The organism is Actinocrispum sp. NPDC049592, assembly GCF_040675465.1.
Lineage (GTDB): Bacteria > Actinomycetota > Actinomycetes > Mycobacteriales > Pseudonocardiaceae > Kibdelosporangium.
On record NZ_JBFAPA010000010.1, the window covers coordinates 354,999 to 370,889 of the forward strand.

General features: G+C 69.6%; 11 protein-coding genes. 5 read left to right on the plus strand and 6 right to left on the minus strand.

What is annotated here, in order from left to right:
- Positions 1-1,019: 1,019 nt before the first annotated feature.
- A complete protein-coding gene (coaD, locus tag AB0J95_RS26055) occupies positions 1,020-1,424 on the plus strand; it encodes a pantetheine-phosphate adenylyltransferase (protein ID WP_364762837.1) in 405 nt (134 codons plus the stop codon).
- A 37-nt stretch (positions 1,425-1,461) separates the two neighbouring features.
- Here the strand turns inward: coaD and AB0J95_RS26060 are convergent, their stop codons facing one another.
- Positions 1,462-3,213: a hypothetical protein gene (locus AB0J95_RS26060; protein ID WP_364762840.1), complete on the minus strand. Its 1,752-nt coding sequence runs from the start codon at positions 3,211-3,213 to the stop codon at positions 1,462-1,464.
- Positions 3,214-3,452: 239 nt separating this feature from the next.
- Positions 3,453-6,215: a ricin-type beta-trefoil lectin domain protein gene (locus AB0J95_RS26065; RefSeq protein WP_364762843.1), complete on the minus strand. Its 2,763-nt coding sequence runs from the start codon at positions 6,213-6,215 to the stop codon at positions 3,453-3,455.
- Between the two features lie 444 nt (positions 6,216-6,659).
- Between AB0J95_RS26065 and AB0J95_RS26070 the strand changes: the two genes are divergently transcribed.
- Together AB0J95_RS26070 and AB0J95_RS26075 are read left to right on the plus strand one after the other, a co-directional pair.
- Complete coding sequence (locus AB0J95_RS26070) at positions 6,660-7,769, plus strand: ricin-type beta-trefoil lectin domain protein (RefSeq protein ID WP_364762846.1); 1,110 nt, start codon at positions 6,660-6,662, stop codon at positions 7,767-7,769.
- Positions 7,770-7,797: 28 nt separating this feature from the next.
- Positions 7,798-11,097 (plus strand): family 78 glycoside hydrolase catalytic domain, encoded by a 3,300-nt coding sequence (locus AB0J95_RS26075; RefSeq protein ID WP_364762848.1) that lies wholly within the window; start codon positions 7,798-7,800, stop codon positions 11,095-11,097.
- Here AB0J95_RS26075 and AB0J95_RS26080 read toward each other — a convergent pair.
- The 3 genes from AB0J95_RS26080 to AB0J95_RS26090 all read right to left on the minus strand — a co-directional run bounded on the left by AB0J95_RS26080 (position 11,085) and on the right by AB0J95_RS26090 (position 13,172).
- Positions 11,085-11,243, minus strand: coding sequence for a hypothetical protein (locus tag AB0J95_RS26080; RefSeq protein WP_364762850.1), 159 nt, complete (start codon positions 11,241-11,243; stop codon positions 11,085-11,087). The two genes, AB0J95_RS26075 and AB0J95_RS26080, sit on opposite strands and share 13 nt — an antisense overlap.
- An 82-nt stretch (positions 11,244-11,325) precedes the next feature.
- A complete protein-coding gene (locus AB0J95_RS26085; protein WP_364762852.1) occupies positions 11,326-12,003 on the minus strand; it encodes a response regulator transcription factor in 678 nt (225 codons plus the stop codon).
- On the minus strand, positions 12,000-13,172 hold the full coding sequence (locus tag AB0J95_RS26090; RefSeq protein ID WP_364762854.1) for a histidine kinase: 1,173 nt from the start codon (positions 13,170-13,172) through the stop codon (positions 12,000-12,002). The genes AB0J95_RS26085 and AB0J95_RS26090 overlap by 4 nt, the downstream gene beginning before the upstream one ends.
- 197 nt (positions 13,173-13,369) lie before the next feature.
- Between AB0J95_RS26090 and AB0J95_RS26095 the strand changes: the two genes are divergently transcribed.
- Entirely contained in the window at positions 13,370-14,557 is a 1,188-nt protein-coding gene (locus tag AB0J95_RS26095) for an efflux RND transporter permease subunit (RefSeq protein ID WP_364762856.1), read from the plus strand.
- Between the two features lie 151 nt (positions 14,558-14,708).
- Complete coding sequence (locus AB0J95_RS26100; protein WP_364762859.1) at positions 14,709-15,629, plus strand: phosphotransferase; 921 nt, start codon at positions 14,709-14,711, stop codon at positions 15,627-15,629.
- Positions 15,630-15,756: 127 nt separating this feature from the next.
- Here AB0J95_RS26100 and AB0J95_RS26105 read toward each other — a convergent pair.
- Positions 15,757-15,891 (minus strand): Hsp20 family protein (locus tag AB0J95_RS26105; protein ID WP_364762882.1); only part of this gene is annotated, 135 nt, incomplete at its 5' end.

Consider the following 15,891-nt stretch of genomic DNA (forward strand, 5'->3'; position numbering starts at 1 on the left):
AAAGCGCGGACGACACTGTGAACGTGCTGACCGGACACCCCCAAATGAGCGTGGGCCGGGCCCATTCCCCGGACCGGCGAGCACGCTCGACACCCTTGAAACCGACCCTAGCCACCTCCCCAACTGCCCGTCAAGCGCCTGGCGACCTGCGGCCGAGCCGCCCGGGCCGACCCCGCCCCCTGCCATCCGGCCGGTGGGTGAATTCACCCACAGCAATTGATGAACACACAGCGGAACATCAGCCGGACACCGTTGAGGTAACCCGTTTACCGGACCCGGAAACCTGCAACACGGACGCGAACATGTTTCAATGAAGAACCGGCCGTCATTTAAAAACGGCGTAATTCACCGAAACCGCACGCGCCCACCGGATCGGTCCGCCGCGCGGGGTCCGCCACTCCGGCGAGAACCCTTGCCGGCCGCAACGCCGTTATCGCCACCACGGCGATCCGGGGCGCCATAGGCCGTAATTTGATCTTGCGTGTCGACGCCCGAAGATCACCGCGGGGCAAGGACCACTCAATGATCAAGTTCATCCGGCCGTCACCCCGCGCCACAGACAACCGGCCGACGATCGGAAACAGACATATTCGTCGCCAATCCGAGGGCGCGTTTCACGAGGTGGGAGTGGTCAGTGCCGGGCTCGGCGCAGCGGATCGCATCGGCCGTCTGGGCGGCAATCCGTGCCGTTCCCCAAATGGGGCCAGCTGCGATGACCGGTGCCGATGACAAAGCCGGGGGGACCGTTCACACGGCTTCCGCTTGGTCGTGCCGTCCATCGTCAGCGAATCGCGCCGCGACGGCAGTGATGGCGTCGACACGTCCGTTATCCACGCCACGGGAATTCGTTCGGCCACAACCAGGGCGCCCGTGACGGCGAGAGGGTCGCCGACGTTGTGCGTGCGCGACTTGGATTGCCGCATCGATCCGGCGACCCGCTCGGGCGTGGACATCGGTCCTGGCGCCAGACCCCTGGCCGAGCGGTTCCCGATTGACCCGCGGCCATAGCATGACAAGCCATGCGCGCTCTGTTTCCCGGCTCCTTCGACCCGGCCACGCAAGGACACCTCGACGTGGCACGCCGGGCCGCGGGCATCTTCGACGAGCTCGTCATCTGCGTGCTGACCAACCCGGCGAAGACCGGCCGGCTCCCCCTCGCCGAACGACTGGCCCGGCTGGCCGACCTGACCAGCGACCTGGCCAATGTCACGGTGGACTCCAGTACCGGCCGGCTCCTCGCCGACTACTGCCGCGGGGCGGGCATCGGCGTGATCGTGCGAGGCCTGCGCACCCCAGCCGACCTTGAGCACGAACTGCCGATGGCTCACCTGAACCGGCACCTCAGCGGCATCGAAACGTTCTTCGTCTCGGCCCACCCCGCGCGGGCGCACATCTCCTCAACCCTCATCGCGGCAACGACTTGAGGACGTCCAAGGGACGACGCCAGCATGTGACATCCCGCTACGCGGTGGTGTCCGGGCCGAACCGGTACTCCAGGCCCGAGCGCAGCAGCTCCACCACTTCCCGGACGTGGGGGGCGAGTTCGTGGTTCGCCAGCCCGGCAACGGTTTCCAGTGCTGTGGAAGGCAGTTCGCGCAGCGGCTGGGCGGCCAGTGCGGCGAGCTGGTGCAGACGCAGGTCGTGTACCTCTGTGCGGCGGCCGGTCCAGGTAGCGACCAGCGCACCGTCCACTGAGTACTCCAGGAACCAGCCGCGCATCATGTCCAGCCCGGCCGGCCGGTCGATCTCGGTGAGGGTGTCGGCGTCGAGCCACACGAGCCTGCCGGGGCGGCAGATGACCACCTGGCGGTGCGCCGGCACCGGGGTCGGTCTGCCGTACACGTCGAGCGTCCTGCTGGCCACCCGCTCGAGCCGCGTGCCGTCCCGCCGCCACATCTCGATGCGACCGTCGCCCTCCTGGTAGCCCCACCACCAGCCAAGCAGCCGGTCCGGGCCGCAGAAGGCCCAGTCGCCGCCGGCCGGTAGCCAGCCACGAGCGACCGGCCGGAGCTCGGCGTCGAGGATCACCATGTCCTGCTGCCCATGGCTGGAGTAGGAGCGCAGCGCCAGGTGCCCGCGTACGGGATCCGCCGCCTCCAGCAGTGCTCCGTGGGACCACTTCCCGGGCAGCTCCCGGTAGCGCTCCGCCCGCGACCACCGGCCGTCGGTCGTGCCGAACCGCAGGCGCTTGCCTGACCCGACGACGAACCCACCCGGCACCCTGCCAAGCGTCCGGTAGTACACCCCGGGCGGCAGGACGGTCGCCAGCTGGCCGGGAGCGCACCGGCTGACCAGCCACTGCTGTGATCCGCCACCACAGTGCACGACGCCGCCGCCGCCCATGGCCAGCGGGTTGTGGTAGCCCGTTCCAGGGTAGCGGTGGCGGCGGCGGCCGTCGGGCAGTGAATGGATCGCTATGCCCTTGTCGCTCCTGATCGCGAGTTCCGAGTTGTCCGGGGCGAACGAGACACAGTGGTGCCCCCACACCTTGAACCTGGCCACCAGGCCGTTCACCGGTTCGGTGACGCGGTCGGGGTCGGCGGCGGCGAGCCGCTCGAACAACCCCCGTGCGGCATCGCCGGCCGGCCGCCAGTCCGGGATCAGCCGAGCGGCTCGCACAGCGCCGGCCAGCGGCATGGCGGGCATCAGCCGCCACAGCCGCTCCCACTCCCCCGCGTCAGCGAGGTAGCCGGCCTCGGCGCTGGTCACGATGCGGTCGGAGCGTTCGGTGATCACCCGCACCAGATGCTGCCGGCCGACACCGATCACCGTGCGCCGCAACGCTTCCCGGGTCTCCTCGGCGGCGCCCCGGTACGCCCGGGCCAGCAGCTTCCCGTCCGGGTCCAGTGCCTGGTACCGCTTCTGCTGCCCGGTCAACGCGAAGAACGACGCCCGGTCCACCGCCTTGACCGGGAGCAGGTCGTTCCGGACGCAGTACGCACCGATCGCGGCCCTGGAACCGGCGTCCCTGCCCGCATCGACGGCCGCTGCCAACACGTCTGCCGTTGTGCACCAACGGCTCACGTGCTCCCAGGTGTCGTATCGCGGGTCGCGGAGCCACGCCGCCCACAGCGCCTCGATCGCGGTCCTGTCCCCGGATTCGGCGGCTGTGATGAGGATCGTCCATGCTCGCTGCGCGCGCTTGGTGAGCACGCCGTCCGGGCTCCGTTGGTCCGTCCGCCGGGCCAACCGGTTCGTTCGTGCCGCCCGCATGCCGCGATCAGCTCGACTCGTCCGCCACACCTCCATCGTAGGGACCCGAACACACTTATACGAAACCACCGTGGCGCAACAGAACAGCGTCCGTTCGCAGGCTGGCTGCGCTGCCTGGGTACGCCCTACACCACCGATTCGTCGCCTGCGTCGCGACGACGGCCGCGGCCGATCCGGCCCGGCTACACCAGAAACTCCATGACGAAGGCTCGGACATCATCACTTCGCGCTTCGGACGGTCAACTTCGGGACCATCGCTGGTTGTCGGCGCCGGTGCAGGGCCAGATGACGAACTGGGTGCCGTTTGCGGTGCCGTTGCCCACGGCGTCGAGGCATTTGCCGGAGCCGACGTTGATGACAGCGCCGTCGGCCCGGACTTGCCACTGCTGGGCGGTGGAGCCGTTGCAGTCCCAGATCTGAACCGGGGTGTTGTCGGCGGTGCTGGTGACCTCAAGGCACTTGCTGTCGAACACCTTCAGTGCGTTGATGTCGGTCGACGTCCAGGCTTGGTTGTCGCCGTTGTTGCAGTCCCACAGCGCGGGCCGGACGCCGTTGGCGGAGTTGCCCCCGGGCACGTCGACGCACTTGCCGGACCCGGCGCCCTTGAGGATGCCGTCGATGTCGGTGCGAGCCCACTGCTGGTTGGCGCCGCCGTTGCAGGCCCAGATGATCAGGGCGGTGCCGTTGGCCGTGCCATGCCCGGTCGCGTCGAGGCATTTGCCGGAGCCCGTGGTGATCACGGTGCCGTCGGCGTTGACGTTCCACGACTGCGCGGCGGTGTTGTTGCAGTCGTTGATTTGGACCGGCGTCCCGTCCGCGGTCGAATTCCCCCTGACCTCCAGGCATTTGGTGCCGTACACCTGCAGCTGCTTGGCCGGAGTGAGCGTCCAGCTCTGGTTGCTGCCGCCGTTGCAGCTCCACAGGGTGACCGCGGTGCCGTTAGTCGTGCTGCCGCCGGGCACGTCGGCGCAGATGCCGGACTCCCGGCCCTTGAGGATGCCGCCGAGGTTGCCGGCCGGGTTGGCGGTGACGGTGAGGTTGTCGAACTGGTCGGTCTGGTAGCCGACGACACCGACACCGGCCTGGCCGCTGGTGTACGACCGGTCGTTGACGGTGCCCAGGGTGGCGCCGTCGGCGGTGGCGGTGATCTGGTTGCCGGAGAACCCGAGCTTCACGGTGTGCCACGTGTTGAGGCCCAGCGCGGCGCGGGTGCCGGACGCGAGCACGGTCAGGATGCCGCTGCTGGAGTTCCTGGCGATCGACCAGGCGCCGGTGTCGGCGATGTGCAACTGGTACGCGGCCTGGTTGCGCTGCGGCCGTTTCTGGACGTTGGCGCGGCCCAGGATGGTGACGGTGCCGGCCTGCTGCATGTTGACGTCAAGGCTGACCGTGTAGTTGCTCCAGGCAGGGTCGCCGATGAGGGTGTAGGCGTCGCTGTCGTCCTGCCAGTTGATCGGCCGGACCGGAGCGACCTGCTGCAGGCACTGTCCACTGTGGCCGGCCGCGCACGGCCGGGTCTCGTAGGAGCCTTGCATGTCCTCGAAATACCGCGGCGACATACGAGCGGCGTAGCCGTCGAAGTTGTCCGAGTACGGCAGGCCCAGCGCCGACGCGGCCGGACCCGCCGCCGTGCCCTTGCCCTGCCCGGCCGTGGTCGTCACGGTGTAGATCCGGTTCGGTTGCAGCGTCAGGCTGTAGGCGCCATTGACCGGAACCACGTCGGCCTGCCGCACGAACCAGTCCGCGGGATTGCTCGACCCCATGTCCGTCGCCCAGACCCGCACGGTCCCGGTGCTCAGCCCGCCCGAGACGGTGACGTTCACCGTCTGCGCGGTAGTGCTGCCGCTGGTCTCGTAGATCGTCGAATAGTCGGCGTTGTTCGGCGACTTCAGCGACACATAGCTGCCATTGGCCCGGTTCCCGCCCAGATACCCGCTCGCCGAGGAATTGAGGTACTGCCAGCCGGGCTGGGTGAACTGCCCGTAGTGAGCGTTGGCCCACAGGTTCTTCCCGACCCGGTAGGCGCCCGACCACGGCGAGCCCGCGTCCATCAGACCCACGGTGGCGTAAGGAAGATTCGGTGTGATCGCGGCGACCAGCGGCCAGTTCATGTAGCCGGTGATCTCCGCGTCGAGATAGCCGCGGTTGACCGTGCGGATGTACGGCACGACCCCGGTCATGTCGTCCTGGGACCCGAACTCCGAGGCCCACAACGGCTTTCCGCTGGTGCGTGCGTTCGATGTCGTATTGCACGACTCCGCCTGCGACAGGTAGCCGCACACGTAGTGGTTGCCCAGCACCCCGACCGCGCTCTTGAGCGCTGGGTCGGCGGCGAACTCGTCGGCCATGCCCCAGCCGGAGTCGTCGCCGACGATCCGCACGCTGCCGAACCCCGCGTTGTTCAGGCCGGTCCGCAGGTTCTTGTACCAGCCGGAGTCGTGGCCGCGCTCGTTCCACCCGCCGATGTAGCTCACGCGGATGCCGTGGCCCTTGGCGCAGTTGAGCCACGCGATGTCGTAGTCGATCATCTCCTGCGACCAGAAGCTGCCGCCGCCGATCCAGCCGGGGGCCGCCCACGGCAGGGCGACGACGCGGATGTCCGGGTTGCGGGCCAAAGCCTGTTCGCCGAGCCAGAACTCGTAGCCGGCGGTGCAGTTGATGTCCCCGCGGACGTGCTCGTGACTGGGTTCGGACCCGTCGGTGGAGTTGGCGTCACCGCCGATCTCGAGCTTGAGCAACTGCACGGCGGCGCCGTAGCCGGGCTTGAACAGGTAGTCGAGGATCTGGCTGCGCTGCGGCTCCGGGTAGTCGACCAGCAGACGGGAATTGCCGCCCCCGCCGCTGATCGCGCCGACGCCGTCGAACGTCCGCCCGACGATGCCGCCGTTGACGGCGACGGTTGTCGTTGCCGCAGCCGCGGGCGCCGGAGTGGCCAGCACACCCGCCGTCGCGATGACGGTGCTGAGGGCCGCGACGACCGCGGCCATGGACAAGACGCGCATGTGGCGCCACTCCTTGACGTTGGCGGACCCGGAGCACGTCCGTCCGGCGTGCGGCACGTGGGACAGCCGCCCCGGCACCGCCGGCCGGACCGGCACCGCGCTCGACCTGATGGAGCGTCGGCACGAACACGGTGAGTATCGGTTGGCAGCTTGTGGGCTGCGGCTGGGTTCTGTCAAGGCCTCACGCCTGTTGATCGCCCACAGAGGCCGGTGATACCGGGCGGCGGCGCTGCGGTTGGCCAACTTCGTTGCCTTGCAAGGATCTCATCGTCGTCGATGGCCGCCATACGGCCCCTAGCCCGGCGCCCATCGCCGGTGCTAACATCGTTCCACGCTTTGTTGAAACGTTTCAATCACCGGGTACGACATTCCGCCGCTGTCGCCCTCGGTCATCGCACAGCGCACTCACGACCATCCGTTGGGCCCGACCCGAGGGAGGACATCGTGCTGAGAACCTCGATCACGGTCATCGCCACGCTGGTCTGCGTCGCCGCCCCGGTCGCCCGCGCCGCGGCGGTCTCGGCACCCGAGCTCAGGGTCCTGCCGTTGGGCGACTCGATCACGTGGGGCGAGAAGAGTTCAACCGGGTCCGGTTTCCGCGGCGATCTGTGGAACACCCTTACGGGAGCCGGAAACCACGTGGACTTCGTCGGCGGCGAAGACTCGGGCACCCTGCCCGACCCCGACAACGAGGGCCACCGCGGCTGGCGGATCGACCAGATCGCCGGGATCGCCACCGAGCGGATCGCCACGTACCGGCCGAACATCGTGACGCTGCACCTGGGCACCAACGATGTGCTGCAGGGCTACCAGTTCCCGGCCGCGCCGGCACGGCTGGGTTCGCTGATCGACCAGATTCTCGCCGCCGGCCCGGAAACCACGGTCCTGGTCGCCTCGATCGTCCCGGCGGCCAACCCGTCGATCCAAGCGCAGATCGCCGACTACAACCGGCAGATCCCCGGCCTCGTACAGACTCGCCGCGACGCCGGCAAGCACGTCGCGTTCGTGGACATGGGCAACGTGACGACCGCGGACCTCGACGGCGACGGCATCCACCCCAACGACACCGGCTACCGCAAGATGGCCGCCAACTTCGCCGCCGGCGTGCAGACGGTCCTCGGCGCGGGCTGGGTCGCCAACCCGGTGACCGTCGGCGCCCACCCGGTCGTCGGCGAGGAGTCCGGCCGTTGCGTCGATGTGCCAGCGTTCAGCCAGGCCAACGGTACGGCCGTGAACCTGTGGGACTGCAACAGTGGTCTGAACCAGCAGTGGACGCCCACCCCGGCCAAGGAGCTGCGTGTGTACGGCAGCAAGTGCCTCGACGCCTACGCCCGCAACACCGCCGACGGGACCAAGGTGCAGATCTACGACTGCAATGGCGGCGACAACCAGCAGTGGACCCTGCGCTCCGACGGCACGATCATCGGCGTGCAGTCCGGCAAGTGCCTCGACGCCTTTGGACACGGCACCGCCAATGGGACCGCCTTGACGCTGTGGACCTGCAACGGTGGCGGGAACCAGCGCTGGACTCGGCCGAACCTCCGCCTGTCATGAGTCACGAGCACCTGTGAAGGACACCGCCATGTTGGTGCACACCCGAAAGGCGCTGTGGCGCCTGGCCGCCGCGGCCGTTGTGCTCTCTTCTGCCGTCGTGGTCACCCCGTCCGCCGACGCGGCGGCAGCGGAGGTCGCCGTCACCGACTTGCGCGTCAACAACGTCACCAACCCGCTCGGCATCGACAACGTGCGTCCCAGTCTCAGCTGGCGCCTGACCTCGTCGGTCAACGGCGAACGGCAGACGGCGTACCGCATCCTCGTCGCCAGCACCCCGAGCCGTCTCACCCCAGGCAGCGCTGATGTCTGGGACAGCGGCAAAGTAGCGTCTCCCGACTCGGTCGCCGTGCCGTACGGCGGCCCCGCACTGCAGCCCGCCCGCACGTACTTCTGGGCCGCGCAGGCTTGGGACGCCAACGACCAGGCATCCGCTTGGAGCGCGATCGCGCGCTGGGAGACCGGCCTGTTCACCGCGCAGGACTGGAAGGGCGCCCAGTGGGTCAGCCCCGACACCGCCACCGGCGCGGCGCCGATGCTGCGGACCGCGTTCACGTTGCCGTCCAAGCCAATCGCGTCCGCCCGCGCCTACGTCGACGGGCTCGGCTTCTACGAGTTGCGGCTCAACGGCGCCAAAGTCGGCGACCGGGTCCTGGCCCCGGCCAACACTCCTTACGCGCAACGCAATCTCTACACCACATACGACGTCACTTCGGCTCTGCGCGCCGGCGGCAACGCGATCGGGCTGTGGCTCGGCGACGGCTACGGCCCACGGTTCAGCCCGTACGGCTTCCGCTGGAGCGGCCCGCGGCAGGCGATCCTGCTCCTCGACGTCACCTTCGCCGACGGCACCCACCAGACCGTCACCACTACGCCGTCGTGGAAGTGGCAGACCGGCCCGATCACCGCCAACGATCTCTACGCCGGCGAGAGCTACGACGCGCGCCAGGAGCGGCCTGGCTGGGACCAGCCCGGCTACGCCGACATCGGCTGGCGGGCGGTCCAGGCCGTCGCCGCCCCGTCGGCGACGCTGACCGCCGACGCCACGCTGCCGCCGATCCGGGTCGTCGCCACGCGCCCCGCCGTGCGGCTCAGCCAGCCGCAGCCCGGCGTGTGGGTGTACGACTTCGGGCAGAACATCGCCGGCTGGGCCAGGCTGCGGGTCCAAGGCGCCGCCGGGACCACCGTGCGGTTGCGCACCGCTGAGGAGGTGCAGGCGAGCGGCATGCTCGACACCGCGACGAACCGCGCCGCCGCATCGACCGACTCCTTCACGCTGGCCGGGACCGGGTCGATGGAAACCTACGAGCCGCGGTTCACCTACCACGGCTTCCGCTACGTCGAAGTCACCGGATTCCCTGGCACGCCAACGATCGGCAGCCTCGACGCCCGCGTCGTGCACGCCGACGTCCGGTCCACCGCGACGTTAAACTCCTCCAACGGACTGCTCAACCAGATCTGGCAGAACAACCGCTGGGCGATCCTGAACAACTCGATGAGCATCCCGACCGACAACCCGGTGCGCGACGAGCGGACTCCGCCGGGCATGGACGTGCAGGCCTACCACGACGCGTCGATCCGCGAGTTCGGGATGGACGGCTTCTACGCCAACTACCTCGCCGACATGCCGCCGGGCACCGCACTGCCCAACGACGCCGGCAACGCCCAGCAGCCGGACATGGGCGGCAACCAGGTGGTGCTCGCCTGGGCGTTGTACGAGCAGTACGGCGACCGCGACACCCTCGCCGCCCACTACCCCGCCATGAAGCGGTTCGTCGACACCAACGCCGCCAACGTGCCGGGCTATGTCTGGACGACCGGGTTCGGCGACTGGTGCCCGCCCGACCTCGGCCCCAACGCCAACGGCGGGCAGGGCAACTCCAGCGCGGGCGACTGCTTCAGCGAGGCGGCCATCGTGAACACCGCGTTGTCGTACCGCCAAGCGCGGGCGGTCGCCAAGGCAGCCACGGCTCTGGGCCAGCCGGCTGACGCGACCCGCTACAACCTGTTGGCCGACAACATCAGGGCGGCGTTCAACTCGCGGTTCCTCAACGCCGACGGGGCAAGCTACGGCAGCGGGCGTCAGACGACGAGTGTCCTGCCGCTGGCGTTCGGCATGGTTCCGGACGCGAACGTCACCGCGGTCGGCGCACGGCTCGTCGACACCATCACCAACCGCAACGGCGGCCACCTCGACACGGGCATCTTCGGCACCCGCTTCCTCTTCGACGCCCTCGCCCGGATCGGCCGTGCCGACGTCGCGGCGACCGTGCTGGACCAGACGTCGTACCCCGGGTTCGGCTACGAGATCGCTCGCGGGGCGACGACACCGTGGGAGCAGTGGACTTACGCCTCGTCGATGGAGACGCACGACCACGCCATGTTCGCCGGGATCAACGCCTCGCTCTACACCCAGCTGGCCGGCATCCAGCCGGCCGGCCCAGGTTACGCGACGCTGTCCGTCGACCCGAAGGTGCCCACCGGTCTGGCCCACGTCGCCGCGTCGATCGACACCGTCCGCGGCACCGTCGCCAGTTCCTGGACGGTCTCCGGCACCCAGATCACCCTGGACGTCACCGTCCCCGTCGGGGCCACGGCGACCGTGCACGTGCCCAACTTCGGCCGCAGCGACGCCACAGTGACCCCGTCGGCGGGCGCCACCCAGACATCGGCGACCGGCTTTGAGACGGTCTACACCGTCGGCTCCGGGGCCTGGCACTTCACCGGCGCTGTCGCACCGGCCGCAACGACAACGCCGCCGGGTACCTGGCCGCGATGCGCGGTAGAGACCGGCACGTGCACGTTCACCGGTACCCAGACGGTCGCCTACGGAGCGGCGGGAAAGTTCGCGTACGCCACCCTCACCGGCGGCACCGCGTGCGGCAACGATGTCTTCGGAGACCCTGCCCCCAACGTCTCAAAGGCCTGCTACGTAACGCCGCCCCCACCGGCAGCGGACAGCTGGACGCAGTGCGCGACGGAGACCGGCACATGCACATTCAACGGCACGCAGACAGTCGCCTTCGGCGCTGCGGGCCAGTTCCGGTACGCCACCCTCACCGGCGGCACGGCATGTACGAACGGCGTCTTCGGCGACCCCATCCCCGGCACACCAAAAGCCTGCTACACCACCGCCCCACCACCCGGCACAACAACGTGGACCCCGTGCGCCGACGAAACCCGAACGTGCACATTCACCGGCGCCCACCAGGTCGCCTTCGGCGCCGCCGGCCGGTTCACCTATCGCCCGTTCACCGGCGGCACGCCGTGCACCAACGACGTCTTCGGTGACCCGATCCCCGGCACAGCAAAAGCCTGCTACGTCCAATGACCGGCCCGGCCCCGGACCACGCCCAACGGAAGGACGTCGTCCCTTGTGGACAGACCGCCGGTCTCGGAACCGGCCGCCTGCTGGTCCAGCTTCTGCCACGCACTCGGGTTGGGATCGGTCCACGACTGCCGCGTGTGCTCAACCACCCGGCCCGTACCGAGAACCGCCGCCCGGCTCCGGATTCCACTGTGGACAACCACGTGCAGGGGTCGCCGGTGACACGCCCCGTCACGGCCCGGGATCACCCGCCCGGACCAGGCCGCTCTGATAGGCGATGACGACCAGTTGGGCCCGGTCGCGGGCGCCGAGTTTGGCCATGGCGCGGTTGGCATGGGTCTTGACCGTCAGCGGGGACAGGAAAAGGCGCTCGCCGATCTCGTCGTTGCTCAACCCGTGGGCGACGAGCACCAGCACCTCGCGTTCGCGTTCGGTCAGCCGGTCCAGCCCGACCGGCGCGGGCAGCGGTACCGGCTGGGCCTGGCTCAGGAACTGGCTGACCAGACCGCGGGTGGCGGCCGGGGACAGCAGTGCCTCGCCGGCGGCGACCACCCGGATGGCGCGCAGCAGCTCGGCGGGCTCGACGTTCTTGCCCAGGAAGCCGCTGGCACCGGCACGCAGCGCGCGTACGACGTTCTCGTCGTTCTCGAAGGTGGTAAGCACGAGGATCCGCACCCCCGCGAGGTCCTCCGAGGCGGCGATCTCGCGGGTCGCCTCGATGCCGTCGCACTCCGGCATCCGGATGTCCATCAGGACGACGTCCGCACAGCAGGTCCTGGCCAGCCGCACGGCCTCCCGCCCGTTGCCGGCCTCGCCGACGATCTCGATGCCGGGCTCGGCGGCGAGGAACATCCGGAAGCCGGCGCGGATCAGCGGTTGGTCGTCGACGAGCAGCACCCGGACGCTCACGCCGTCACCGCGTGAGTGGGGAGGCACGCGTGCACCGCGAACCGGCCGGGTCCGTCCATCCCGGCGGTGACGCTGCCGCCGATCGCCGCGGCGCGCTCACACATGCCGAGGATGCCGTATCCGGATCCCTGGCCGGACTGGGCGTGGCTGACGGGGTTGGTGATGTCGAGCGTGACCGCCTGAGGGGTGTAGGTGACAGTCAGGTCCGCGGTCCCGTCGCCGTACTTCCGGGCGTTGGTGAGCGCCTCCAGCACGATCCGGTAGGCCGCGACGTCGACGACGGAGGGCAGTTGCCGCGCGTCGCCGGACTCGCGGTGCTCGACGGTGAGGTGGTCCGCGATGTCCTCAAGCAGATCCGTCACCTGCGCGAGCCCACACGGCGGCCGCGTGGGTGCCGCGGGATCGCCGGAATCGCGCAGCAGACCGACGACGAAGGCCATCTCCCGCAGCGCCGCGTCGGCGAACCGGCTGATCGCGTCCAGTGCCTGAGCGACCTGGTCGGGACGGCCCGGCCCAACGTGCCGGGCACCGGTGGCCTGCACCTTGACGACGGCGATGTGGTGGGCGGCAACGTCGTGAAGTTCCCTGGCGATCCGGAGCCGCTCCTGGGCGACCCGGCGGCGGGCCTCCTCCTCGCGGGTCTGCTCCGCACGCGTCGCGCGGTCTTCCACGGCCGCGATGTAGGCCCGCCTGCTGCGGGCCGCGTCCCCGTAGGCGGCGGCCATCCCGAGGAACCCGAGGTCCACGCTGGTGCCGGGATCCCACCAGGAGTCGGTGCCGGCGGCGAAATGGGCGAGCCATCCGATGAGGAACACGCCGATGGTGGTCAGCCATACGGTGCGGCGGCCGGCAGTCTGCGCGATCGTGTAGATGGCGACCATGAGCGCGGCGGTCACCGCCAGTGGCCGGCTGCCCAGGAGGATGGTAAGCGGAACCGACACGACTGTCGTGCCGGTCAGGACCCACCACGGTGCGCGGCGACGGCACATGACGGCGGCGAACGCCACCGCCGCGACGACGAAGTGGTATCCGGTGACGTCCTGCTGCGGCTCCCCGAGCGGGGAGAAGTGTGCCGTGACGATCGACGTCGCGGCCAGGCCGAGCCCGATCGCCAGGTCAGTCCAGTGTGGACGAAGCCCGGCCGCCCGCCGCAAACCGGCAAGATCCATGGTTTTCATCGTAGGGAGCCCGGCTGCCCCCGGCGTCATCCATGCGCAGTACCCGAAACGCTCCGGACGCGGTAGCGCGGCCCGCGAAGGCACAGCGTCCGCAGCGGTGAGCCGACCGCGGCGGGACGACGCGCATCGACGACCCATCCGGCGATGGTGAACGCCCAAGATCCGACTGATTCGAGGGAACCACGATCATGGCCAAACTGGCTCGGTTGAGCCTCGCAAACCGGGGGCTGGTCGCGCTGATCACGTTGATCACGCTCGGCTTCGGCGCCTACGCCATCCCGAAGCTCAGACAGCAGCTCCTGCCGCCGCTCGCACTGCCGGTGGCGGTGATCACCGCACAGCTGCCCAGTGCGCCGCCGGACATTGTCGCGCAGCAGCTCACGACACCGATCGAAATCGCCGCGAAGTCGGTCAGCGGTGCCGGCTCGGTCACCTCGGTCTCCCGCGAGGCGTATGCGACGGTCGAGGTGGCGTTCGACTACAGCATACCCACCGACGACATGGTCAGCCGCTTGCAGTCCGCGGTGGCCCGCATCGCCGGTCAGTTGCCCGAGGGCAGCGATCCACACGTGAGTGCTGGTTCCTCGGAAAACGTGCCGATCATGCAGGTCTCGGCGAGTAGCACCGCCGATCCGCGCGCGTTCACCGAACGGCTCAGGCGGCAGGTGCTGCCCAAGGTGCAGGGCGTAGCCGGTGTCCGCGGGGTGGACCTCGCCGGCGGCACCACCGATCAGGTCCGGATCACCCTCGACCCGGCGAAGGCCGCCGCGGCCGGAGTGACCATCGCGGCCGTCTCGGACGCGGTGCGCTCCAACGGATCGGCGACCCCCGCCGGCACGCTGACGCAGCGGAACGAGTCGCTCTCGATCCAGGTCGGTGCCGCCCTGCGCACGGTGGACGACGTCCGCAACCTGTTCGTGGCACCAGAAAGCCGAACGGACGGGCGATCCGATGCACCTGCGCCGGTGCGGCTCAGCTCCGTCGCGACCGTCGAACTGGTGCCCGACGAGGTCACCTCGCTCACCATGGACCTGATCAACCAGTACCGCGCCCAGGGCATGACCGTCCACGAGGCGGTGGTCGAGGGCGGGCGGCGACAGCTGCGCCCCATCCTGATGACCGCCGTCGCCACCATCTGCGCCCTGAGCCCGATGGCCGTCGGCATCACCCGGAGCGGCGAGTTCATCTCCCGGCCGCTGGCGATCGTGGTCATCGACGGGCTCATCAGTTCCACGCTGCTGACGCTCGTCCTCGTGCCAACCCCGTACGCCATCGTCGAAGGGGCATCGGAACGGCGGCGGGCGAAGCGGCGGTCAACGGTGTCGGCGGCCGAGCCAACGGAACCCGCGCTGAGCGAGTCGCACTCCAGCGGCTGATCCCGCGGCCCGCCTCAGCCAAGGTCGTTGAGCGGACCGCCGGTACACGCCCGGCGGTCCCCGCCGACACCGGGCCCATCGGCATGCCGTCTCACCTCCGGACCCTGTCAGCGCATGTGAGGATGCTGAGGTGGTGTCTCGCGTGGGGGTCGTGGATCCTGACAGCCTTGCCCGGTGGTGCTTGGAGCATCTGGGCAGCTCGCCGGCGGAGGAGCTGTTCAGGTCCGGGTATCTGTCGGCGGTCATCGGGGTTCGGCTGTTGGATGGCCGTGAGGTTGTGGTCAAGGTCCGTCCGGACTCGCCGCGGATAGCGGCATGCGTCGACGTCCAGCGCCGGCTGTTCCAGGCCGGTTATCCCTGTCCCCGGCCGCTCACCGGCGCCGCTGCCTTCGGCGGCGGCATCGCGACCGCGGAGGCCTATGTCCCCGGCGGCGACATACTCCCTAGCGCGGACCACGCGGCCCCGGCGTTCGCTGAGGCGTTCGCGCGGCTGATCCGGCTCGCTCCCCGGCCGGACGAACTGTCCACACTCGACCCGCCACCGTCGTGGGCGGCGTGGAACCAGGGCGGGGAGGGACTGTGGCCGTGTCCGGAGGAGCGGGATGTCGACCTCGACGAGGTACCCGGCGCGGAGTGGATCGACGAGGCCGGGCGCCGTGCCCGTGACCGGTTGCGAGCCAGCGGGTCCGATGCCGTGATCGGCCATTGCGACTGGCTCGCAGGCAACCTGCGCTGGAGCGGAGACGAGTTGCTGGTGGTGCACGACTGGGACAGCGTGACCGCTGAGAGCGAAGCTGTCCTGGCCGGTTTTGCTGCCGCGCTGTATTCGACCGTCAGCGCGGACAAGCTGGCCACTGTCGAGGACACGGAGCAGTTCCTTGCCGCGTATTGCACTGCGCGGGGCCGCGAGTTCAGCGCCGACGAACTCCAACGGTCGTGGGCGGCTGGCGTCTGGACCAGAGCCTACGACGCCAAGTATCAGCACGCGGCCGGGCAGCCCATCACCGCACTGTCGGAGGACGAGGCCCGCGAGCGCCTCGGTCGTGCTGGCTCCGGCTCGCGGAGGCCGTGAACGACCCGCTGCGGGTTGGCGCCGTACTTCGGCGCGGGCTGAACAGAATGTCCCGGTCTATCCGACGTTCCGGCCCCGGAGAACGAGCGTCCTCCGGGGCCGACGCGGGCTGATCCGGCCGATCCGGTCAGGCCTTGATCTGCTTGGTGTCGTCGCTGGCGCTGATGGCGATCTTGCGGGGCTTGGCGCGCTCGGCGACCGGGATCCGCAACGTCAGCACACCCGCCTCGTAGCCGGCCTGGATGTGCTCGGCGTCCAGGGC